Here is a 22338-nt window from a genome sequence, read left to right on the forward strand (position 1 = left end):
AGACGACGTTGAGCACGTGGGGGGCAAGAACGCATCCCTGGGCGAGATGATCAGCAACCTGGCAGGTGCCGGCGTATCGGTGCCCGGTGGCTTCGCCACGACCGCTCAGGCTTATCGTGACTTCCTGGAATTGAGCGGCCTGAATCAGCAGATTCACGATGCCCTCGATGCCCTGGACGTCGACGACGTGAATGCCCTGGCCAAGACCGGCGCCCAGATCCGCCAATGGATCATGGACGCCGAGTTCCCTGAAAAACTCAACGCCGAGATCCGTACCGCGTTCGCCGCGCTGTCCGCCGGCAACCCTGACGTGGCCGTGGCCGTGCGTTCTTCTGCTACTGCCGAAGACTTGCCGGATGCCTCCTTCGCCGGCCAGCAGGAAACCTTCCTGAACATCCGTGGCGTCGAAAACGTCATCCGCGCTGCCAAAGAAGTGTTCGCCTCGCTGTTCAACGACCGCGCCATTTCCTACCGCGTACACCAGGGTTTCGACCACAAGCTGGTCGCCCTGTCCGCTGGCGTGCAGCGCATGGTCCGTTCCGAAACCGGCACCGCCGGCGTGATGTTCACCCTCGATACCGAATCGGGCTTCCGTGACGTGGTGTTCATCACCGGCGCCTACGGCCTGGGTGAAACCGTCGTACAAGGCGCGGTGAACCCGGATGAGTTCTATGTCCACAAAGGCACGCTGACCGCCGGTCGCCCGGCGATCCTGCGTCGCAACCTGGGCAGCAAAGCCATCAAGATGATCTACGGCGACGAAGCCAAGGCCGGTCGTTCGGTGAAAACCGTCGATGTGGACAAGGCTGATCGCGCCCGTTTCTGCCTGACCGACGCTGAAGTCAGCGAGCTGGCCAAACAAGCGATGATCATCGAGAAGCACTACAAGTGCCCGATGGACATCGAGTGGGCCAAGGACGGTGACGACGGCAAGCTGTACATCGTGCAGGCCCGTCCGGAAACTGTGAAGAGCCGCACCCAGGCCAACGTGATGGAGCGTTACCTGCTGAAAGAAACCGGCACCGTGCTGGTCGAAGGTCGCGCCATCGGCCAACGCATCGGCGCCGGCAAGGTCCGCATCATCAAGGACGTGTCCGAGATGGACAAGGTCCAGCCAGGCGACGTACTGGTGTCCGACATGACCGACCCGGACTGGGAACCGGTCATGAAGCGCGCCAGCGCCATCGTCACCAACCGTGGCGGCCGTACCTGTCACGCGGCGATCATCGCCCGTGAGCTGGGCATTCCGGCTGTCGTGGGTTGCGGCAACGCCACCCAACTGCTCAAAGACGGCCAGGGCGTCACCGTATCCTGCGCTGAAGGCGACACCGGTTACATCTTCGAAGGCGAACTGGGCTTCGATATCAAGAAAAACTCCGTCGATGCCATGCCGGAACTGCCGTTCAAAATCATGATGAACGTCGGCAACCCGGACCGCGCCTTCGACTTCGCGCAGTTGCCTAACGCCGGTGTAGGCCTGGCCCGCCTGGAATTCATCATCAACCGCATGATCGGCGTGCATCCAAAAGCATTGCTGAACTACGACGGCCTGCCGCTGGAAATCAAGGAAAGCGTCGACAAGCGCATCGCCGGCTACAACGATCCGGTCGGTTTCTACGTCGAGAAGCTGGTTGAAGGCATCAGCACCCTGGCCGCCGCGTTCTGGCCGAAAAAGGTCATCGTGCGTCTGTCGGACTTCAAGTCCAACGAATACGCCAACCTGATCGGCGGCAAGCTGTACGAGCCGGAAGAAGAAAACCCGATGCTGGGCTTCCGTGGCGCTTCGCGCTACATCAGCGAATCGTTCCGTGACTGCTTCGAGCTCGAGTGCCGCGCCCTCAAGCGCGTACGCAACGAGATGGGCCTGACCAACGTTGAAATCATGGTGCCGTTCGTCCGTACCCTGGGCGAAGCGAGCCAGGTGGTCGACCTGCTGGCGGAAAACGGTCTGGCCCGTGGCGAGAACGGTTTGCGTGTGATCATGATGTGCGAGTTGCCATCCAACGCCATCCTGGCGGATGAGTTCCTTGAATTCTTCGACGGTTTCTCGATCGGCTCCAACGACCTGACCCAGCTGACATTGGGTCTGGACCGCGACTCCGGTATCATCGCGCACCTGTTCGACGAGCGTAACCCGGCGGTCAAGAAGTTGCTGGCCAACGCCATTGCCGCGTGCAACAAGGCTGGCAAGTACATCGGCATTTGCGGTCAGGGCCCTTCGGACCATCCGGACCTGGCCAAGTGGCTGATGGAGCAGGGCATCGAAAGCGTGTCGTTGAACCCGGACAGCGTGCTGGAAACCTGGTTCTTCCTGGCTGAGGGTCAGGCGCAGGCTTGACCCCTGTGGGAGCGAGCCTGCTCGCGATGGGTTGCAGAACACCGCGTTTATCCAGAACAAACGCGTCATCGTTCAAGACCATCGCGAGCAGGCTCGCTCCCACAATGATTGGCAGTGTGGTGGGTGAGCACTGCTTTTGAGATTCAAGTAGGGCGGGCTCCTTCAGGATGCCGCCCTTTTTTGTGCAAGAGATTATGCAAAGCAGCAGCAACCTATTTCCTGTCGCCCTGATCAGCGCCGAACGGCGCGGTGATCTGAGCGAAGATGTGTATCGTTTGAAACCCGGCAACAGCCCTGACTTCACCGTCGAGCTGGCGGTAACTCGCCTCGGCATGGCCGATGAGCCGTCTTCGCGCGGCGTGCCGGTGATTCTGCTGCACGGCAGCTTTTCCAATCGCCGGTTCTGGTTTTCCCCCAAGGGCCTGGGGTTGGGCGCTTATCTGGCACGCCTGGGATTCGACGTGTGGATTCCGGAAATGCGCGGCCACGGCTTGTCCCAGCGTAATCACGACTACCGCAAGAACCGTGTCGCCGATTACGCGCGCTATGATCTGCCGGCCATCGGTGCGTTCGTGCGCGAACAAAGTGGGCAGATTCCGCACTGGATCGGTCATTCGCTGGGCGGTACCACACTGGCGGCGGCGCTGGGCGGCGCGTACATCGGCGAGCCGGTGGTGGCTTCGGCGGCGTTTTTCGGCACTCAGGTCAGCCGTACCTATTGGCCATTGAAGATTCCGCCGGTGGAATGGGGCAGTCGCTTCATCCTGAAGCGTTTTGCGCAGTTGTCCGGCTCGCGGCTCAAACGCGGCCCCGAGGACGAGCCGATCGGCCTGGCCGTGGAGAGCATGCGTTGGTTCGGTCTGTTCGGGCGTTTTGGCGATGCCGATAAAAACTGGTGGGACGGTTTGGCCGAGGTCAAGCTACCGATACTTGCCGTCAGTGCCGCGGGCGATCATCAGGACCCTGCATGGGCGTGCCGCAAACTGTTCGAGCAGTTCGGCTCGGAGCACAAGCAATTTATCAATCTGGGCCGGGATCAGGGTTTTACCGACAATTTTGGCCACGTTGAAATGCTCGTCAGCAAACCCGCCCAGGCCGAGGTCTGGCCGCTGGTAACGCGCTGGCTGGCAGACCAGCAAACGCCGTTGATGGGTGAGCAATCGGATTTGGCCGCGGCAGTTTGAGCCTGGCGCTCTAACAAGGGCATTTCGCTCCGGTCGGCTTGCGGCTAAGATATGACGCGTTGAGCTGTTCTGGTCACTTTCGGTGACTGAGTCATCACTGATGTTCGTGTCGTCTTCCTCTTTACAGGAGTTTCTCGATGATCCATTACCTCACGCCTGACCTGTGCGACGCCTACCCGGAACTGGTGCAGGTGCTGGAACCGATGTTCAGCAATTTCGGCGGCCGTGATTCCTTTGGCGGCGAAATCGTGACCATCAAGTGCTTCGAAGACAACTCGCTGGTCAAGGAGCAGGTCGAACTGAAGGGCAATGGCAAGGTCCTGGTGGTCGATGGTGGCGGATCCCTGCGTCGTGCACTGCTGGGCGACATGCTCGCCGAGAAAGCCGCCAGCAATGGCTGGGAAGGCCTGGTGATCTACGGTTGCATCCGTGACGTCGACGTCATCGCGCAAACCGACCTGGGGGTTCAGGCGCTGGCCAGCCACCCGATGAAAACCGACAAGCGCGGTATCGGCGACCTCAACATTGCCGTGACCTTCGCCGGTGTGACCTTCCACCCGGGCCATTTCATCTATGCGGACAACAACGGCGTGATCATCTCGCCAAGCCCGCTGAAAATGCCTGAATAAAGCGCGGGTTGACTAAAGGAGTGCGGATGTTCGAGGAAGACAACGCGCAATGGGGGCTGGTACATGCCCTGGTGCTGGACGGTAAAGGCGGCGCGCGTTCGATTGCCCGGACTGAACTAGACGATTTGCAGCTGCAGGCCTACGAAAGCCTGTGGCTGCACTGGGATCGCAGTCATCCGCAAACCCAGACCTGGCTGCGCAAATCCAGCGGCCTGAGCGAATTCAGCTGCGACCTGCTGCTCGAGGAGAACACCCGTCCGCGACTTCTACAGCTTTCCGACAGCGAGCTGCTGCTATTTTTGCGCGGGGTCAACCTGAACCCCGGTGCCGAACCGGAGGACATGGTTTCGGTGCGGATCTTCGGTTCAGCCCAGCGTGTCATTTCCCTGCGCTTGCGTCCGTTGCGTGCCACGGATGAGTTGCTGGCGCAACTGTCCGAAGGCAAGGGACCGAAAACCGCCTCCGAACTCATCCTGTGCATGGCGCAGTACCTCACCAATAAGGTGCAGGACCTGGTCAGCTGTCTCTCGGAAGTGGTCGATGAGGAAGAAGAAAAACTGGATGCCGACGAACGGTATACTCCTGAGCACGGATCAGTTTTGCAGATCCGTCGCCGGGCCGCTGCGTTGAAGCGCTTTCTGGCTCCGCAGCGCGATATTTTCGGGCAACTGACGCGAATCAAATTGCCCTGGTTCGTCGAAGACGATGGTGATTACTGGAACGAACTGAACAACAGCCTGACCCGTTACCTCGAGGAACTGGAATTGACCCGGGAGCGGGTGGGGCTGGTGCTGGAGACCGAAGACCGGCGATTGAGCGTGCGCATGAACCGAACGATGTATCGCTTCGGGATTATCACCGGGATCTTTTTGCCGATGAGTTTCCTGACCGGCTTGTTGGGGATCAACGTCGGTGGCATCCCGTTTTCTGCCAGCCCTTACGGGTTCCTGATCGCCTGCCTGATGATGGTGTCGGTGGCGTTGGGGCAGTGGTGGTTGTTCCGACGTTTGCGTTGGGTCTGAAGGAATTTCATGTGACCCGACGAAAACTGACCGCGTCTCCCACAGACATCACGAGAGGTGCGTATGCACGATCCGTTTGAACAGTCTCTACGCGACATGCTCAACGCTTCACCGTCCACGCGCGACGACGATGCGTGTCTGGGGCGCGTGCTCAAAACCGCCAATCGCCAGGTCGGCGCCGGTGATCTGTTCAGTCTGCTGGGGCGTTGGTTGCCCGCACTGATGATCGCCCTGAACAACGGCTCGGCCCATGTAGCGCCGGTCTCCCGTCTTCGTAAACCCGCTGCCCGCACTGCTGATAAGGCTGATTGAATATGGAACTTGATCTCTGGACTCAGAGCCTCGTCACTGCAATGACTGCGTTGTGGACCAAGATTGCAAACTTCATCCCGAACCTGTTCGGCGCACTGGTGGTGCTGCTGTTGGGTTTTGTCGTGGCCAAGCTGCTGGACACGCTGCTCTCCAAGTTGCTGGCCAAATTGGGCCTTGACCGCCTGATGGGCGGCACCGGCCTGACCAAGTTGTTGTCGCGTGCCGGATTGCAGGTACCGATCTCGACCTTGATCGGAAAAATAGTCTATTGGTTCGTTCTGCTTATTTTTCTCGTTTCTGCCGCAGAATCCCTTGGACTTGAACGAGTTTCAGCTACGCTGGATATGCTCGCGTTGTATTTGCCGAAAGTATTCGGCGCGGCGCTGGTGTTGCTGGTAGGTGTCTTGCTGGCGCAACTGGCCAATGGACTGGTGCGCGGCGCGGCAGAAGGCGTAGGACTGGACTATGCTTCTGGGCTTGGGCGAATTGCTCAAGGTTTGGTCATCATCATCAGTATTTCGGTTGCGATCAGCCAGTTGGAGGTAAAAACTGACCTGCTCAACCATGTGATCGTGATTGTGTTGATAACCGTTGGTCTGGCGGTAGCGCTGGCCATGGGGTTGGGAAGCCGGGAAATTGCCGGTCAGATTCTTGCGGGAATCTACGTGCGTGAGCTGTACCAGGTTGGGCAACAAGTACGTGTTGGCGAGGTCGAAGGCCAGATCGAAGAGATCGGCACGGTTAAAACCACATTGCTGACCGATGAAGGTGAGCTAGTCTCTCTTTCCAATCGGATCCTTCTTGAGCAGCATGTGAGTAGCCGCTAACCCGGCAAACCCTGCTAATGTATGCCGCCGCAAAAATGCCTGCTGATGCAGGCTGCGGTGGACATTGACCTGACTGTCGGCCCGACTTGTTTTGAATAAAGCCCAATCGTTATCCATGCGCTACGACCCCCGCGAGCTCTCTGATGAGGAGTTGGTCGCGCGCTCGCATACCGAGCTATTTCACGTAACACGCGCTTATGAAGAACTGATGCGGCGTTACCAACGAACATTATTTAACGTGTGTGCAAGATATCTCGGGAACGATCGCGACGCAGACGATGTCTGTCAGGAGGTCATGTTGAAGGTGCTGTATGGCCTGAAGAACTTTGAGGGAAAATCGAAGTTCAAGACATGGCTATATAGCATCACGTACAACGAGTGCATCACACAGTATCGGAAGGAACGGCGAAAGCGTCGCTTGATGGACGCATTGAGTCTTGACCCGCTTGAGGAAGCGTCCGAAGAAAAGACGCCAAAACCCGAGGAAAAGGGTGGACTTGATCGCTGGCTGGTGTATGTGAACCCGATTGACCGTGAAATTCTGGTGCTACGATTTGTCGCAGAGTTGGAATTTCAGGAGATCGCAGACATCATGCATATGGGTTTGAGTGCAACAAAAATGCGGTACAAACGCGCTCTAGATAAACTGCGTGAGAAATTTGCAGGCATTGCTGAAACTTAGTTCAGCGCAAATATCTCTTACGTGTAGGCAAGTTCTGTTAGACTTGCCGCCGAGTTGTCCCCCGGTTTGCGGGACTGCTTCACAATCACCAGATGGGGATTTAACGGATGAAACTGAAAAACACCTTGGGCTTGGCCATTGGTACTCTTATTGCCGCTACTTCGTTCGGCGCATTGGCACAAGGCCAAGGCGCAGTTGAAGGCGAGCTCAACTACGGGAAGAAGTACAACGACAGCGTTAAGAACGTTGAAGACGGCTACACTCCTGGCGCCTCCATCGGTTACTTCTTGACCGACGACGTATCGTTGAACCTGACCTACAACGCTGATGACTACACCCGTTCGAACAACGGTACCGGTCACCAGAAAATCGAAGGCGACCAGTTCGGTCTGAACGCTCAGTACCACTTCAACAACGCTGGCGACGCTCTGCGTCCTTACGTTCAAGGTGGTGTCAAGCACGGCAGCATGGGCAACGTTCAAGCTGACGGCCACAGCGGCCGTGACCAGTCGACTTTCCTGACTGCTGGTGCTGGCGTTAAGTACTACTTCGTTGAAAACGTTTACGCTCGTGCTGGCGTAGAAGCTGACTACAAGCTGGACAACGGCAAGTGGGACTACATCCCGTCGATCGGTCTGGGTGTTAACTTCGGTGGCGGCAACAAGCCTGTTGCTGCAGCTCCAGCGCCAGCTGAAGTGTGCTCCGACAGCGACAACGATGGCGTTTGCGACAACGTTGACAAGTGCCCGGACACCCCAGCCAACGTAACTGTTGATGCTGATGGCTGCCCAGCTGTTGCTGAAGTCGTTCGTGTTGAGCTGGACGTGAAGTTCGACTTCGACAAGTCGGTAGTCAAGCCTAACAGCTACGGCGACATCAAAAACCTGGCTGACTTCATGAAGCAGTACCCATCCACCACCACTACTGTTGAAGGTCACACTGACTCCGTCGGTCCTGACGCTTACAACCAGAAACTGTCCGAGCGTCGTGCAAACGCCGTTAAGCAAGTTCTGACCAACCAGTACGGTGTTGAATCGTCCCGCGTTCAGTCTGTTGGCTACGGCGAATCCCGCCCAGTTGCTGACAACAAAACTGAAGCTGGTCGCGCTGTTAACCGTCGCGTAGAAGCGCAGGTTGAAGCCAAAGCTAAGTAATTAGCTCGCCGCTTTGAGAAAAGCCCGGCTCAGGCCGGGCTTTTCTTTGCCTGCGATTTGGTGAAACAGCCACTGCTACGCTGACTGATCTGCCGCCGTCACTGGCCAATCGGATCGCCCGGTCCCGCACCGACCAGCCAGACTTTTGCACTCATAGCGTTTTCCTCACAAGACGACGGTCACTGGCTGCGCCTTGGCGGCCAGCAGGCGTTTGATTTCGGGAACGCAGGACCCGCATTGCGTGCCACAGCCCAGTTCTTGCTTCAGGTCCTGCAAGCCCAGGCCGCGGCTGATGCCGGCGCAGATCGTGTTTTGACCGACATTCTTGCAATTGCACAGGATTTTGTTGGCGTTGGCGGGCGCCTCGAGGTTGCCCGGTGGTGCGCTCAGCGGCGCCAGCAACCAACGCCGCAGTTGCTCGTCCGCGTGACCTTCGAGCCACAGCCCCTGCAACCAGTACTGGGCCAGGGTTTCACCGGCCAGTCGAATGGCGGTGATCCGGCCCTGTTCGATTCGCACCCGCTTGCCAATAGCCCGTCGGGGGTCGTCATACGCCAGAACCGGACCTTCATTGAGTGCCAGGCTTTCATCGATTTCGCTCAGCAGTCCCGCTGAAGGCGCTGACGTGTTGGCAGCGCGTACAAGCAGGGCAGGGCGCTCACGACCAACGAAGCTGAGGCTCACGTAGGAAAACGCCTCACACAGTGGTCGTAGCGTCTCAAAATGCCGCTGAACGTCACCCTCGATCGGTGCGAACAGTTCTCATGGCGTCCATCTTGCAAAAAAACGTCGTACCCAGCCCCTGCATGAGCAGGCCGGGGACGACGCCATTGTCTGTGCACCCATTCCTTCGTTGGCATGGGTACGGATGCGTTGATTTGATCACGCGTCTCGCTTGCACTCCCGTTGCCCGGCTATAATCGCCGCCTCATTTCGCCGCCCATCGAGTCCATCGCGCCCATGTACACCCTGGCCCGTCAGCTGTTGTTCAAACTTTCCCCGGAAACCTCCCACGATCTGTCCCTGGACCTGATCGGCGCGGGCGGGCGTCTTGGGCTCAACGGCTTGTTGTGCAAGGCCCCGGCGAAAAAGCCGGTGAACGTCATGGGCTTGGATTTCCCGAACCCGGTCGGCCTGGCCGCCGGCCTGGACAAGAACGGCGCGGCCATCGATGGCTTCGCCCAACTGGGTTTCGGTTTTGTCGAAATCGGCACCGTGACCCCGCGTCCGCAGCCGGGCAACCCCAAGCCACGCCTGTTCCGCCTGCCGGAAGCCGAGGCGATCATCAACCGCATGGGCTTCAACAACCTCGGCGTCGATCACCTGCTGGCCCGCGTGGCCGCGGCCAAGTACAAGGGCGTGCTGGGCATCAACATCGGCAAGAACTTCGATACCCCGGTCGAGCGCGCGGTGGACGATTACCTGATCTGCCTGGACAAGGTGTATGCCCACGCCAGCTACGTGACGGTCAACGTCAGCTCGCCAAACACCCCGGGCCTGCGCAGCTTGCAGTTCGGTGATTCGCTCAAGCAATTGCTGGCCGATCTGGCCGAGCGTCGCGCCGAACTGGCGCTGCGTCATGGCAGGCATGTGCCGCTGGCAATCAAGATTGCGCCGGACATGAGCGACGAAGAAACCACGCAGGTTGCCCAAGCGCTGATCGAAACCGGCATGGATGCGGTCATTGCCACCAATACCACGTTGAGCCGTGTCGGCGTCGAGGGCATGGAACATGGTGACGAGGCAGGCGGCCTGTCCGGCGCACCGGTGCGCGACAAGAGCACCCACACCGTTAAAGTGCTGGCGGCGGAGCTGGGCGGTCGCTTGCCGATCATCGCGGCCGGCGGCATCACCGAAGGCAAGCATGCGGCGGAGAAAATCAGCGCTGGCGCGAGTCTGGTGCAGATCTACTCGGGCTTCATCTATAAGGGCCCGGCGTTGATTCGTGAGTCGGTGGACGCGATCGCCGCCCTGCGCTGAACAGCCTGGGGCTTTTTTTGTGGTTCTTCACGCAATCCCGGGAAACTGTAGGAGCCGGCTTGCTGGCGATGGACTCAAGTGCGCCGCGTTTATTCAGTTCACACGCGTTATCGTTAACGACCATCGCTGGCAAGCCAGCTCCTACAAGTGACTGACGCGTCCGAGTCGAAAATGAAGAACCATAAAAAAGGGCTCCTTTAAAGGAGCCCCTGGGCCGGAGCCCGCCGTCCGGATGGGACGTGCGTGGTTAATTCAGTACAAAATCAGATTGTCGTGTCGCAGTGTTGTGCCCTGTAATTAGCCGACGGCGTGAAGTTCGTTGAGTCTGTGGATTCCCGCAGTGCCGGTCATACCGTCCCAATTGTCGCCGCGTCCTTCTCGCCAGCCGTTAATCCAGGCTTGGCGCACCGACGGTAGAGTAAATGGGCAAAGCTCACGGGATTTGCCACCAACGCCATATTGATATCCGCGCAAAAATGCTCTTTCCAACGGATCACGCTTAAGTCTTCTCATAGGGTATTGCCCTCACTTGTTGACTGTATTTGTAGCGTCGACCTCTATCGAGGTCTGGCAGAAAAACTCTGCCGTTGGGGGCTCGTTGCCGGCGTGACGAGCCAAGGTGTTGACGTCATTTGCGGCGCCAACCTGTGTTGAGTTCTAACCAATGCGTCACATCGAGGGAATGATCGTTTTGTCATAAGGGCGTAACGAAAAGCGTGGTATGGCCATAAGTAACAATGTCTTTCTAACGTATTTATTGGACAAACCCCGGTATGATCGGCCCCGCGCTGGATGATGGGGTTAATCCTTTAGTGAGAATGGCTCCTGTTACCCAAGAGCACTATTCGACGAAGGGTCGACTTATGACATTTTGTTGCATCAACTTTTTTATCTGTCCTTGCATCTAAGCTCATTTAACCCGGGCAGCAAGGGTGGAACGGCACACGTTCGTGCCACGCGGGCGCTCTTCGAGAAAAGCGCCTGATTGAAAACCGGACCGGCAATGCGTTGCCCGGTCACTCAGCCAAAGGCTCATGAATTCCATGTCCGATCATTTCGAACTCTTCCTCACTTGCCCCAAAGGCCTTGAAGGCCTGCTCATCGAGGAAGCCGTCGGGCTTGGCCTTGAGGAAGCGCGGGAGCACACCTCTGCCGTGCGCGGCATGGCCACCATGGAAACCGCTTATCGCCTGTGCCTGTGGTCGCGCCTGGCCAACCGCGTGCTGCTGGTGCTCAAGCGCTTCCCGATGAAGGACGCCGAAGACCTCTATCACGGCGTGCTGGACATCGAGTGGCAAGACCATATGCTCAATGACGGCACCCTGGCCGTCGAATTCAGCGGCCACGGCTCGGGTATTGACAACACCCACTTCGGCGCGCTGAAGGTCAAGGACGCTATCGTCGACAAACTGCGCACCCCGCAAGGCGACCGTCCGTCCATCGACAAGCTCAACCCGGACCTGCGCATTCACCTGCGCCTGGACCGCGGCGAAGCCATTCTGTCGCTCGATCTTTCCGGGCACAGCCTGCACCAGCGCGGCTACCGCCTGCAGCAAGGTGCGGCGCCGCTGAAGGAAAACCTCGCGGCCGCCATCCTGATCCGTTCCGGCTGGCCCCGTATCGCGGCCGAAGGCGGCGCACTGGCTGACCCGATGTGCGGCGTCGGTACCTTCCTGGTGGAAGCGGCGATGATCGCTGCCGACATCGCACCGAACCTGCGACGCGAACAGTGGGGCTTCACCGCCTGGCTCGGGCACGTCCCGGCGCTGTGGAAAAAACTCCATGAAGAAGCGTCCGAGCGCGCGTCGGCCGGCCTGGCGAAAACGCCGTTGTGGATTCGCGGCTACGAAGCCGATCCACGGTTGATTCAACCGGGTCGCAACAACGTTGAACGCGCCGGCCTGAGCGAGTGGATCAAGATCTACCAGGGCGAAGTGGCGACGTTCGAGCCGCGCCCGGACCAGAACCAGAAAGGCCTGGTCATCTGCAACCCTCCGTACGGCGAGCGTCTGGGCGATGAGGCGAGCCTGCTTTATCTCTACCAAAACCTTGGCGAACGCCTGCGTCAGGCCTGCCTGAACTGGGAAGCGGCAGTGTTCACCGGCGCGCCGGACCTGGGCAAGCGCATGGGCATTCGAAGCCACAAGCAATATTCGTTCTGGAACGGTGCCTTGCCGTGCAAGTTGCTGCTGATCAAGGTGTTGCCGGACCAGTTCGTCACGGGCGAGCGTCGCACCCCGGAACAGCGTCAGGTCGAGCGTGAGCAAGCCGCTTACGATCAGGCACCGAACGAGCCGCAGGAACGCAAGTTCAACAAAAACGGCAACCCAATCAAACCGACGCCGGCACCGGCCCCGGTGATCGAGCAGCCGCGCCTGAGCGAAGGCGGGCAGATGTTTGCCAACCGCCTGCAGAAAAACCTCAAGGCACTGGGCAAGTGGGTCAAGCGGGAATGCATCGACTGCTACCGCGTTTATGACGCCGACATGCCGGAATACTCCATGGCCATCGACCTGTATCACGATTGGGTCCATGTGCAGGAATACGCCGCGCCGAAATCCATCGACCCGGAAAAGGCTTCGGGTCGCATGTTCGATGCCCTGGCCGCGATTCCGCAGGCACTGAACATCGACAAGAGCCGTGTGGTCGTCAAGCGCCGCGAGCGCCAGAGCGGCACCAGGCAGTACGAGCGCCAAGCGGCGCAGGGCAAGTTTGTCGAGGTCTATGAGGGTGGTGTGAAGCTGCTGGTGAACCTCACCGACTACCTTGACACCGGCCTGTTCCTCGACCACCGGCCGATGCGCATGCGCATCCAGAAAGAGGCCGCCGGCAAGCGCTTCCTCAACCTGTTCTGCTACACCGCCACGGCCAGTGTGCATGCGGCCAAGGGCGGCGCGCGCAGCACCACCAGCGTCGACCTGTCGAAAACCTACCTGGACTGGGCGCGTCGCAACCTGTCGCTGAACGGTTTTTCCGACAAGAACCGCCTGGAGCAGGGCGATGTGATGGCGTGGCTGGAAGCCAGTCGTGACGAGTTCGACCTGATTTTCATCGACCCGCCGACGTTCTCCAACTCCAAGCGCATGGAAGGCGTGTTCGACGTGCAGCGCGACCAGGTGCAACTGATCGACCTGGCCATGGCACGCCTGGCGCCCGGTGGCGTGTTGTACTTCTCGAATAACTTCCGCAAGTTCGAACTGGAGGCCAATCTGGGCGAGCGTTATTCGGTGGAAGAGATCAGCGCCCAGACCCTCGATCCGGATTTTACGCGCAACGCCAAGATCCACCGTGCCTGGAAAATCATGGCGCGTTGAATCGCTCAATGAGCCCTTGTAGGAGCGAGCCTGCTCGCGATGAACCCGAAAGCGCCGCGTGTATTCAGACAGTACGCGTTAGCGTTATTGACCATCGCGAGCAGGCTCGCTCCTACAGGTCTATCAGCGCTGGTCAAATTAGTGGCTAATAGCTATAACTCAACTCAGGGCCAAAGGGCTTTCCCGCACCTGGCGTTTTGAGTCGCGTTCTATGTCGTTGCACGCCGTGCGCCCAAAGATCCTGGGTTTTATCAGCGAAGATGTCTCGGCCTGGCTGGTCGCTCTGCTGGTATTGCTGATCGGCGGCGTGCTCACGGGGTTGCTCGCCTGGTCGACACTGAACCTGTTTCACCATCAATTGCGGCAACGTTTTCAGCTCTTGGCCAGTGAGCGGTACAGCCGCATCGAAGAACGTTTCGAAGATCAGGAGCAGCGCCTCGATGGCTTGCGCCGGTTTTTCGCCAACTCCGATTCGGTGTCCCGCACCGAATTCGACGGCTACACCCAACCTTTGCTGCTGCGCACCCAGGCTTATTCCTACGCGGAACGGGTCACTGGTGACGAGCGGGCGGCGTTTGAGCGCCGCGTGCGCGACGAAGGCTTGAGTAACTTCAGCCTGCGTGAGCTCGATAGCAACGGCCAACTGAAGCTCGCGGGCGAGCGCGACGAGTACGTGGCGGTACTCTACAGCCAGACGCAAAGCAAACTCGGTTCGCCGCTGGGCTACGACTTGCTGGCCCAGCCATTGCGCCGCGCGACGCTGGAACGGGCCGACCAGCATGGCGGGCTGGCGGTGTCGCAACCGATGCGTCTGGTGAGTGTCGAGCCGGCGTATGCCCGCGGCGTGCTGCTGGTCGCGCCGGTGACGCAGCGCAACAGCCAGGATGCGAAGTCGGCAAAGCCCTACGGCTACGTGATGGCGGTGATCAGCATGCGTCAACTGCTGGCGGACGGATTACCGGAGCCCAGTCGTGACTACCTCTCGATGCGCATCCTCGATTTGTCCACCAATGACCAGCACGAAGTGCTGTTCGAGTCGCCCAATCCACCGGCCGTGAGCGAGCTGTCCGCCACACGCCTGTTGCGCCTGGCCGACCATGATTACCAGGTCGATATCCTGCCCAGCGAAGCTTTCCTGCAAGCCAACCATTCGTCGGTAAGCAGCGTGGTGGTGCTGGGCGGGTTGCTGAGTCTGTTGCTCAGTGCCTTGCTGTATGTCCTGGTCAGCCAGCGGCAACGCGCGCTGAAGCTGGTCGAGCAGCGCACCGGGGAATTGCGCGAGCGCGAGCAGGAACTGCGCGGCACCCACGGACAATTGCGTGGGGTGTTGAACGCGGCGACCCAGGTCGCGATCATCGCCACCGACCTGCGCGGGGTCATCAGCACCTTCAACGCTGGCGCCGAACAGATGCTCGGCTACACCAGCGCCGAGGTGGTGGGGCACATGACCCTGGAAAACCTGCACCTGCCCCGGGAGCTCGAGGCGCGTTCGGCGGAGCTGAGTACGCGCTATGGCAAACCCGTGCCGTCCTGCCACGCCATGCTGGTCGAAGGCGATGTGGAGGGCGGTCATGAGACGCGGGAGTGGACGCTGGTGCGCGGCGATGGCAGCCATCTGATGGTCAACATGCTCGCCACGCCGGTGCTCGACGAACAAGGCCTGTGGGTCGGGCACCTGGCGGTGTGCATCGACATCACCGAACGCAAGCGGGTCCACGAAGCACTTGCCGCAAGGGACCTGCTGTTGAAGAAACTCAGCGCCCACGTGCCCGGCGGCATCTATCAGTTCAAGATGGAGTTCGATGGGCGTTTCAGCGTGATCTACGCCAGCGACGGCATTCGCGAAATCTACGAGCTGGAACCGGACGTGCTGCTGATGAATGCCGAGTCGATCTTCACCCGGATTCATCCGCAGGACACCACCCGCGTCCGGGCTTCGATCCGCGCCTCTGCGGACAGCCTGAGCCCTTGGCGCGAAGAGTACCGCGTGCAATTGCCGCTGCGGGGGCTGCGCTGGGTGCGCGGCGAGGCCACGCCGGAAGAACTGCCGGGTGGCGGAGTGCTGTGGCACGGCTATATCTCGGACATTTCCGACATGAAGCGGGTGGAGGAAGAATTGCGTGCGTTGTCGGTCACCGATTCGCTGACCGGCATCCACAACCGACGCTATTTCCAGGAACGCCTGACCACCGAAATGGCTCGGGTCGAGCGCGGCGGCGGTGAGCTGTCGGTGATCATGCTCGATATCGACCATTTCAAGCGCATCAATGACCTGCACGGGCATGCCGTGGGAGACCGGGTGTTGCAGGCGGTGTGCGAACGTATCGGCCACCGGTTGCGCCGCACCGACGTGTTCTGCCGCTTGGGCGGCGAGGAGTTCATGGTGTTGTGCCCGGACATCAGCCGCGAGCATGCCTATGTGCTGGCCCAGCAATTGTGGCAGGGCTTGCGCAGTTCACCGATCGACGGCGTTGGCATTGTCACTGCGAGTTTCGGGATCGCCAGTTGGCGGGTCGGAGAGGGCGCCGACGCCTTGCTGTTGCGGGCGGACTCGGGGGTTTACGCGGCGAAGCAGGGGGGCAGGGATCGGGTCGAAGGCGAAATGACCTGATCCCCTGCAGGCGCTGGCTTGCCAGCGAAAGCGTCCTGCCAGCCAATATCAATGCTGGATGTGCCGGCCTCTTCGCTGGCAAGCCAGCTCCAGTTGAATCCGCGGTCCCTCTTACAACACCGAAGCCGTCTGCGGCAGTTTCGGCTGGCGGTACAGGTCCAGCAGCACCTGGTCGAGCACCGAGGAGGCGCCGAACGGGGCCTTGTCGTTGAGGATCGCCACCACGACCCAGGTGTTGCCGTTGACGTCGCGGCTGAAGCCGGCAATCGCCCGCACGGTGTTCAGGGTGCCGGTCTTGACGTGGGCTTCACCGCGCATCGCCGTGGTCTTCAGGCGCTTGCGCATGGTGCCGTCGGTGCCGGCAATCGGCAACGAACTGATGTACTCGGCGGCATACGGGCTATGCCAGGCCGCTTCGAGCATCGAGGCCATTTCCCGCGCGCTGACACGCTCGGCGCGGGACAGGCCGGAGCCGTTTTCCATTACCAGGTGCGGCGCGGTGATGCCCTTTTTCGCCAGCCACTGACGCACCACGCGCTGCGCAGCCTTGGCGTCGTCAGCGTCGGCATCGGTGCGAAAACGCTGGCCCAGGCTCAGGAACAACTGCTGGGCCATGGTGTTGTTACTGTACTTGTTGATGTCGCGGATGATTTCCGCCAGGTCCGGCGAAAACGCCCGGGCCAGGACCTTGGCGTCTTTCGGCGTTGGCGCCAGCACATCCTTGCCCTGGATGCTGCCACCCAGTTCTTTCCAGATCGCACGAACGGCGCCGGCGGTGTAGGTCGCGTGGTCGAGCAGCGACAGGTAGGTCTGCGAGCTGCAGCCTTCGCCCAACTGGCCGCCGACGGTTACGGTCACGCTGCCGTCGGCCTGCGGCACCGGGTTGTAGCGCACGCCACCGGTGCATTGCTTGGCGTTGAGGGCCTTGACCTGGTTGTCGATGCGGATGCTCGCAATCGGCGGCTCGACCGAGACCAGCACCTTGCCCGAGTCATTGCGCGCAACGAAGCGCAGGGCCTTGAGGTTGACCAGCAGCGAATCGGGCTTGACCAGGAACGGCTTGTTCTCGTCGTTGCCGTCGTCATTGAATTCCGGCAACTGCGGTTGCACGAAGAAGGTTTTGTCCAGCACCAGGTCGCCAGTGACCTGGGTCACGCCGTTGGCGCGCAGGTCGCGCATCAGCAGCCAGAGTTTTTCCATGTTCAGCTTCGGATCGCCGCCACCCTTGAGGTAGAGATTGCCGTTGAGAATGCCGCCGCTGAGGGTGCCGTCGGTGTAGAACTCGGTTTTCCACTGATGGTTCGGCCCGAGCATTTCCAAGGACGCGTAGGTGGTGACCAGTTTCATGGTCGAGGCGGGGTTGACCGATACATCGGCGTTGAACACGGTGGGGGTGCCGGGACCGGTGAGCGGGATCATCACCAGCGACAAGGCGCTGTCTTGCAGCTTGCTGGCCTTGAGGGCTTTTTCGACGTTGGGCGTCAGCGCGGAATTGATCGCAGCGGCGGAAACGGGGAGGGCCAGGGGGAAAAGAAGGCTGGCCAGCAACAAGGGACGCAAAGATTTAATCATCTGAAATAAAACCCTACAGCCGAGGGGAAAAAGACGAGGGCATGAAGATAAATTCCCTCAATGGTCATGAAAGTGTCGGCATTATGCCCCAAGGTGTCGCGGCTTGTGCCGTACGGTGGCCGTCTAATCAGCTATTTTTTTTACCGACGGTAGCGTTGTTGCCCAGAGAGTCAGGCAAGCGGCGGCTTAAACTGCTAAAGTGCCGCCCGTTATTACTTAAGAGGATTGTTCCAATGGCGACTAACCGTTCCCAGCGTCTGCGCAAAAAACTGTGCGTCGATGAATTTCAAGAGCTGGGTTTCGAACTGAACCTGGATTTCAAAGAAGATTTGGCTGATGAAGCCATTGATGCTTTCCTCGACGCGTTCCTCAAAGAAGCCATGGAAGCCAACGGTCTGGGTTATGTTGGCGGCGACGACTACGGTCTGGTTTGCCTGCAAAAGCGTGGCTCGGTTTCCGAAGAGCAACGTGCAACTGTTGAAGCCTGGCTCAAAGGCCGCACCGAGCTGACCAGCGTTGAAGTCAGCCCGTTGCTGGACGTGTGGTACCCGGAAAAGCCGATCAACAAGGCTTGATTCCAGAAAAAACGGCGACCCAAGGGTCGCCGTTTTTTTGCCTGCCAATTAAGTGTAGGCGCTGGCTTGCCAGCGAAGCTTTTCAGGCCTTGCGCCAATTCAGAATCAGCAGCGTCAACACCCCCGCGACAATCCCCCAGAATGCCGACCCGATGGAAAACAGCGTCAACCCCGATGCCGTGACCATGAAGGTGATCAGCGCCGCTTCACGTTCCTTTACTTCGCTCATGGCGATGCTCAGGCCGTTGATGATCGAGCCGAACAACGCCAGCGCCGCAATCGACAGCACCAGCTCTTTAGGCAGCGCGGCAAACAGTGCCGCCAACGTCGCACCGAACACCCCGGCGATCCCGTAGAAAATCCCGCACCACACTGCGGCGGTGTAGCGTTTGTTGCGATCCTCATGGGCATGCGGCCCGGTGCAGATCGCTGCGCTGATGGCCGCCAGGTTGATGCCGTGGGAGCCGAACGGCGCCAGCAACAATGAAGCGATGCCGGTGGTGGTGATCAGCGGCGAAGCAGGCACCGTGTAGCCATCGGCGCGCAACACGGCGATGCCGGGCATGTTTTGCGAGGTCATGGCCACCACGAACAGCGGGATGCCGATGCTGATAGTTGCCGCCAGGGAGAAATGCGGCGTGGTCCAGACCGGCGTCGCCACTTCCAGGTGAAAGCCGCTGAAGTCCAGCAGCCCCATGAACCCGGACAACGCCGTGCCCACCAACAACGCCGCCAACACGGCATAGCGCGGCGACAGGCGCTTGATAACCAGGTAGGTGACAAACATCCCCAGCACCAATGCCGTGCGATGCTGGGCGGCAACGAAAATCTCGCTGCCGATCTTGAACAGTATTCCGGCGAGCAAAGCCGCGGCCAGCGAGGCCGGGATCTTTTTTACCAGTCGTTCGAAGCTGCCGGTCAGCCCGCAAATCGTCACCAGTACCGCGCAGGTGATATAGGCACCGATGGCCTCGCCGTAGGTCACGCCGCCCAGGCTGGTGATCAGCAACGCCGCGCCGGGGGTCGACCAGGCAATGGTGATCGGCGTGCGGTAGCGCAGGGACAGGCCGATGGAGCACACCGCCATGCCAATGGAGATCGCCCAGATCCACGAGGAAATCTGCCCGCTGCTCAGGCCCGCCGCTTGCCCGGCCTGGAACATCAGCACCAGGGAACTGGTGTAGCCGGTCATCATGGCGATGAACCCGGCGACGATGGCCGAGGGCGAGGTGTCGGCCAGGGGGTGCAGTTGCGTGTGCGTGGCGTCATTCATGACGGAGGTGTTCCTTATCTGGATAAAAAATTTCCGAAAACCCGCACCCTGTGTAGGCGCTGGCTTGCCAGCGAAGGCGCCCGCACAGGTTGCACAAAGCCTGAGGACGCCTTCGCCGGCAAGCCGGCTCCTACAAGGGATGTGTTCGCCACGGATTTCGCGATTAAGCCTAAACTCAAAAGCAACCCGACGTTGCGATACAGCCGAGGCAACATTCAGCCATACAGTCGTGTTGCCACCATCCATTGTGTACAATCGCGGTGTTTTTTACGCGATACTTGCCAGCGACCCACTGTGCCGTATTACAGTCATCGTCAATTCGCCGCAGTTTTCCTGACTCGAGTGCCCATGAACGAACAGTTGCAGCCCCTAAAGAAACAACCGCGAGCAGGCAAAGCCGGCCGCAGCGGTACCCAGGACGATATTGTCTACGCGCATATCTTCGAGGCCATCCTCGAACAGCGTCTGGCGCCCGGCACCAAGTTGAGCGAAGAAGCGCTGGGGGAAATTTTCGGGGTCAGCCGCACCATCATTCGCCGTGCGCTGTCGCGCCTGGCCCATGAAGGGGTGGTGCTGTTGCGGCCTAATCGCGGCGCGGTAGTCGCCAGCCCGAGCGTCGAGGAGGCGCGCCAGGTGTTCTTCGCCCGTCGCCTGGTCGAACGTGCGATCACCGAACTGGCGGTCGTGCACGCCACCGCCGAGCAGATTGCCGAATTGCGGCAGATGGTCAACGACGAACGCGACAGCTTCTCCCGTGGCGATCGCGGTGCCGGCATCCGCCTGTCGGGTGAGTTCCACCTGAAGCTGGCCGAAGCGGCGAAAAACACGCCGTTGATCAGTTTCCAGCGCAGCCTGGTGTCCCAGACTTCGTTGATCATTGCCCAGTACGAAAGCGGCAACCGTTCCCATTGTTCCTACGACGAACACACCCAACTGATCGACGCCATCGAGGCGGGCAACGGTGAGCTGGCGGTGAACCTGATGATGCACCACATGGATCACATCGACAGCAAACTCAACCTCGACGAAGAAAGTGCGTCGGATGATTTGCACGCGGTGTTCTCGCATTTGCTGCAAACCAAGAAACCAGGCCGTTCGCCCGCGAAAATCTGATCGCCAACGATCGAAAATGTGGGAGATTCCATGGTTGAGGAAAAGCCCTCGACCATAGAATCTCCCACCGTTGTTTTTGTGACATGCCTTTAGCCCCGTGAAACCAATTGCTCCTACACTAAGGCCAATCCGTGCGATCTTCGCATTTTGGCCCAGGCTGGAGTTGCTTGATGCTGTCATTGCTCACCGAACACCCGTTGATCTGCGCGATGGCGCTGATCCTGATCGATCTGGGGTTGTGGTACTTGCTCAGTGCCCTGGGCAGTGGCTGGCGACTGCTGGTGCGGGTGGTTATTTTTTCGCTGTTCAGCCTGCTGCTGTTCAACGAAGGCCTGAACCCGATGGAGCCGCCACCCTGGGCCGATAATGTGCCGCTGCACCTGGCGGCGACCGGGCTGCAGATCGGCTGGTGGTTGTTCGGTGCGCGAACCCTGACCGTGCTGATTGGCGCGGTGATGATGCAACGGGTCGGGCACACCGGGCGCTTGCTCCAGGATCTGCTCGGCGCGGTGATTTTCCTGATCGCGGTGATTGCAGCCCTGGCTTATGTGCTCGACCTGCCGGTCAAGGGCGTGCTGGCGACCTCCGGTGCATTGGCGATCGTGGTCGGTCTGGCGTTGCAAAGTACCCTCAGCGATGTGTTCTCCGGGATCGTGTTGAACACCACCAAACCCTATCAACTCGATGACTATATCGCCATCGATGGTATGGAGGGCAAGGTCACCGACATCGACTGGCGCGCCACTCGCCTGCAAACCTCCCAGGGCTGCATGGCGGTGATTCCCAACTCGCTGGCCGCCAAGGCCAAGATCATCAATTTCAGCCGGCCGAACGACATGTTCGGCATTTCCGTCTCCCTGGAAGTGAGCCCCCACGCGCGGCCGAACACCGTGATCGATGCTCTGGAACGGGCCATGCAGGGTTGCCGTGCGCTGCTGGATACGCCGTCGCCCAGCGTCGGCCTGAAAACCGCGAGCAACACCGGCGCGGTCTATGAAATCAGCGGTTTCGTCGCGTCGATGGACGAGAAACGCGAGGTGCGCAATCAACTCTACGACCTGGCTTATCGGCACTTGCAGGCGTCCGGGGTCAACCTGTTGTCCAGCGTGGAGCCCACTCCACTCATCACGTCGACGCGCAAACGGGCGTTGCTCGACAGCTCGCCAATTTTCTCCACGTTGCGTCAGGAAGAGAAAGATACATTCGCCCAGAACATGACCCTGCAAACCTTTCGCGCCGGGGAGGTGATCCTGGAAGCGCAGGAGGTCAGCGATCACTTGTTCATTATCGAATCCGGGGTGATCTCGGTGACCCTGATGCGTCACGGAGCGCCTTACGAATCCGGTCGCATGGGGCCGGGGGAGGTGATCGGCGAGGCCGGTATTCTCAGCGACAGCGCGTTGCCTGCGCAGTTTACCGCCAAGACTTTTTGTGGCCTGTACCGCATCGAAAAATCCTACCTCAAGCCGTGCCTGGACGCCCGTCACGACATCAACGATGCGATGAAGGCCTTGCTCGATTACCGGCTGCAAAAAGCCAGGATTCTCACTCAGGATTTGCCGGTGGCGGTGCAGAAAAAGGGCTTTTTGCAGTGGTTGCGCAATCGGGCGTGAAGGGCCGCTTCGCGGTTCACGAGCAGGCTTGTTCCTGAAGAGGGATTGCGCAGTGGCCTACTCGACTTCTGCAAGATTGGCTATTTGTACAAACCGGTCATGGGACTAACGTAGCGCCACACCCACTTGCACTGGAACA

Annotated in this window: 17 protein-coding genes and 1 pseudogene; 14 read left to right on the plus strand and 4 right to left on the minus strand. The window is 59.7% G+C overall.

Annotated elements, in window-relative coordinates; all coding sequences use genetic code 11:
- Positions 1-16 precede the first annotated feature (16 nt).
- From ppsA to J1D76_RS21370, 8 genes are all read left to right on the plus strand, one after another.
- Positions 17-2338, plus strand: a complete 2322-nt coding sequence (ppsA, locus tag J1D76_RS21335; protein ID WP_421140334.1) for a phosphoenolpyruvate synthase — start codon at positions 17-19, stop codon at positions 2336-2338.
- 194 nt (positions 2339-2532) lie between these two features.
- Positions 2533-3522: an alpha/beta fold hydrolase gene (locus J1D76_RS21340; RefSeq protein WP_421140335.1), complete on the plus strand. Its 990-nt coding sequence runs from the start codon at positions 2533-2535 to the stop codon at positions 3520-3522.
- Positions 3523-3662: 140 nt separating this feature from the next.
- A complete protein-coding gene (gene rraA / locus J1D76_RS21345) occupies positions 3663-4151 on the plus strand; it encodes a ribonuclease E activity regulator RraA (protein ID WP_421140375.1) in 489 nt (162 codons plus the stop codon).
- A 26-nt stretch (positions 4152-4177) separates the two neighbouring features.
- Positions 4178-5173, plus strand: coding sequence for a zinc transporter ZntB (locus J1D76_RS21350; RefSeq protein WP_421140336.1), 996 nt, complete (start codon positions 4178-4180; stop codon positions 5171-5173).
- Positions 5174-5236: 63 nt separating this feature from the next.
- Positions 5237-5485, plus strand: a complete 249-nt coding sequence (locus J1D76_RS21355; RefSeq protein ID WP_008048593.1) for a hypothetical protein — start codon at positions 5237-5239, stop codon at positions 5483-5485.
- A 2-nt stretch (positions 5486-5487) separates the two neighbouring features.
- The gene (locus tag J1D76_RS21360) at positions 5488-6312 is read left to right on the plus strand and encodes a mechanosensitive ion channel family protein (RefSeq protein WP_034147984.1); all 825 of its coding nucleotides are present in this window, start codon (positions 5488-5490) and stop codon (positions 6310-6312) included.
- A gap of 91 nt (positions 6313-6403) precedes the next feature.
- The gene (gene sigX / locus J1D76_RS21365; protein WP_015096065.1) at positions 6404-6994 is read left to right on the plus strand and encodes an RNA polymerase sigma factor SigX; all 591 of its coding nucleotides are present in this window, start codon (positions 6404-6406) and stop codon (positions 6992-6994) included.
- A 107-nt stretch (positions 6995-7101) separates the two neighbouring features.
- Positions 7102-8148, plus strand: a complete 1047-nt coding sequence (locus J1D76_RS21370) for an OmpA family protein (protein WP_421140337.1) — start codon at positions 7102-7104, stop codon at positions 8146-8148.
- A 165-nt stretch (positions 8149-8313) separates the two neighbouring features.
- On the opposite strand, the pseudogene J1D76_RS21375 reads toward J1D76_RS21370, so the two are convergent.
- Positions 8314-8910: pseudogene (locus J1D76_RS21375) on the minus strand ((2Fe-2S)-binding protein); the annotation flags it as partial.
- 198 nt (positions 8911-9108) lie between these two features.
- Between J1D76_RS21375 and J1D76_RS21380 the strand changes: the two are divergent.
- Positions 9109-10128 carry a quinone-dependent dihydroorotate dehydrogenase gene (locus J1D76_RS21380; RefSeq protein WP_421140338.1) on the plus strand — a complete coding sequence of 340 codons (1020 nt, stop codon included), beginning with the start codon at positions 9109-9111 and terminating at the stop codon, positions 10126-10128.
- Between the two features lie 297 nt (positions 10129-10425).
- Here J1D76_RS21380 and rmf read toward each other — a convergent pair whose 3' ends face one another.
- Positions 10426-10641, minus strand: coding sequence for a ribosome modulation factor (gene rmf / locus J1D76_RS21385; RefSeq protein WP_003223300.1), 216 nt, complete (start codon positions 10639-10641; stop codon positions 10426-10428).
- A gap of 530 nt (positions 10642-11171) precedes the next feature.
- On the opposite strand from rmf, the gene rlmKL reads away from it, so the two are divergent.
- A complete protein-coding gene (gene rlmKL, locus J1D76_RS21390) occupies positions 11172-13442 on the plus strand; it encodes a bifunctional 23S rRNA (guanine(2069)-N(7))-methyltransferase RlmK/23S rRNA (guanine(2445)-N(2))-methyltransferase RlmL (RefSeq protein ID WP_421140339.1) in 2271 nt (756 codons plus the stop codon).
- 211 nt (positions 13443-13653) lie between these two features.
- Entirely contained in the window at positions 13654-16053 is a 2400-nt protein-coding gene (locus tag J1D76_RS21395) for a sensor domain-containing diguanylate cyclase (protein ID WP_421140340.1), read from the plus strand.
- Positions 16054-16164: 111 nt separating this feature from the next.
- Here the strand turns inward: J1D76_RS21395 and dacB are convergent, their stop codons facing one another.
- Positions 16165-17625, minus strand: a complete 1461-nt coding sequence (dacB, locus tag J1D76_RS21400; RefSeq protein ID WP_421140341.1) for a D-alanyl-D-alanine carboxypeptidase/D-alanyl-D-alanine endopeptidase — start codon at positions 17623-17625, stop codon at positions 16165-16167.
- 233 nt (positions 17626-17858) lie between these two features.
- Between dacB and J1D76_RS21405 the strand changes: the two genes are divergently transcribed.
- Positions 17859-18200, plus strand: coding sequence for a YggL family protein (locus J1D76_RS21405; protein WP_421140342.1), 342 nt, complete (start codon positions 17859-17861; stop codon positions 18198-18200).
- Positions 18201-18282: 82 nt separating this feature from the next.
- On the opposite strand, the gene J1D76_RS21410 is transcribed toward J1D76_RS21405, so the two are convergent.
- Entirely contained in the window at positions 18283-19473 is a 1191-nt protein-coding gene (locus tag J1D76_RS21410) for a benzoate/H(+) symporter BenE family transporter (RefSeq protein ID WP_421140343.1), read from the minus strand.
- Between the two features lie 348 nt (positions 19474-19821).
- Between J1D76_RS21410 and J1D76_RS21415 the strand changes: the two genes are divergently transcribed.
- Both J1D76_RS21415 and J1D76_RS21420 read left to right on the plus strand, forming a co-directional pair.
- A complete protein-coding gene (locus tag J1D76_RS21415) occupies positions 19822-20586 on the plus strand; it encodes a GntR family transcriptional regulator (RefSeq protein WP_421140344.1) in 765 nt (254 codons plus the stop codon).
- Positions 20587-20756: 170 nt separating this feature from the next.
- Positions 20757-22199, plus strand: coding sequence for a mechanosensitive ion channel domain-containing protein (locus J1D76_RS21420; protein ID WP_421140345.1), 1443 nt, complete (start codon positions 20757-20759; stop codon positions 22197-22199).
- Positions 22200-22338: the final 139 nt, after the last annotated feature.

The organism is Pseudomonas sp. NFX15 (assembly GCF_049132105.1).
Classification (GTDB): domain Bacteria; phylum Pseudomonadota; class Gammaproteobacteria; order Pseudomonadales; family Pseudomonadaceae; genus Aquipseudomonas.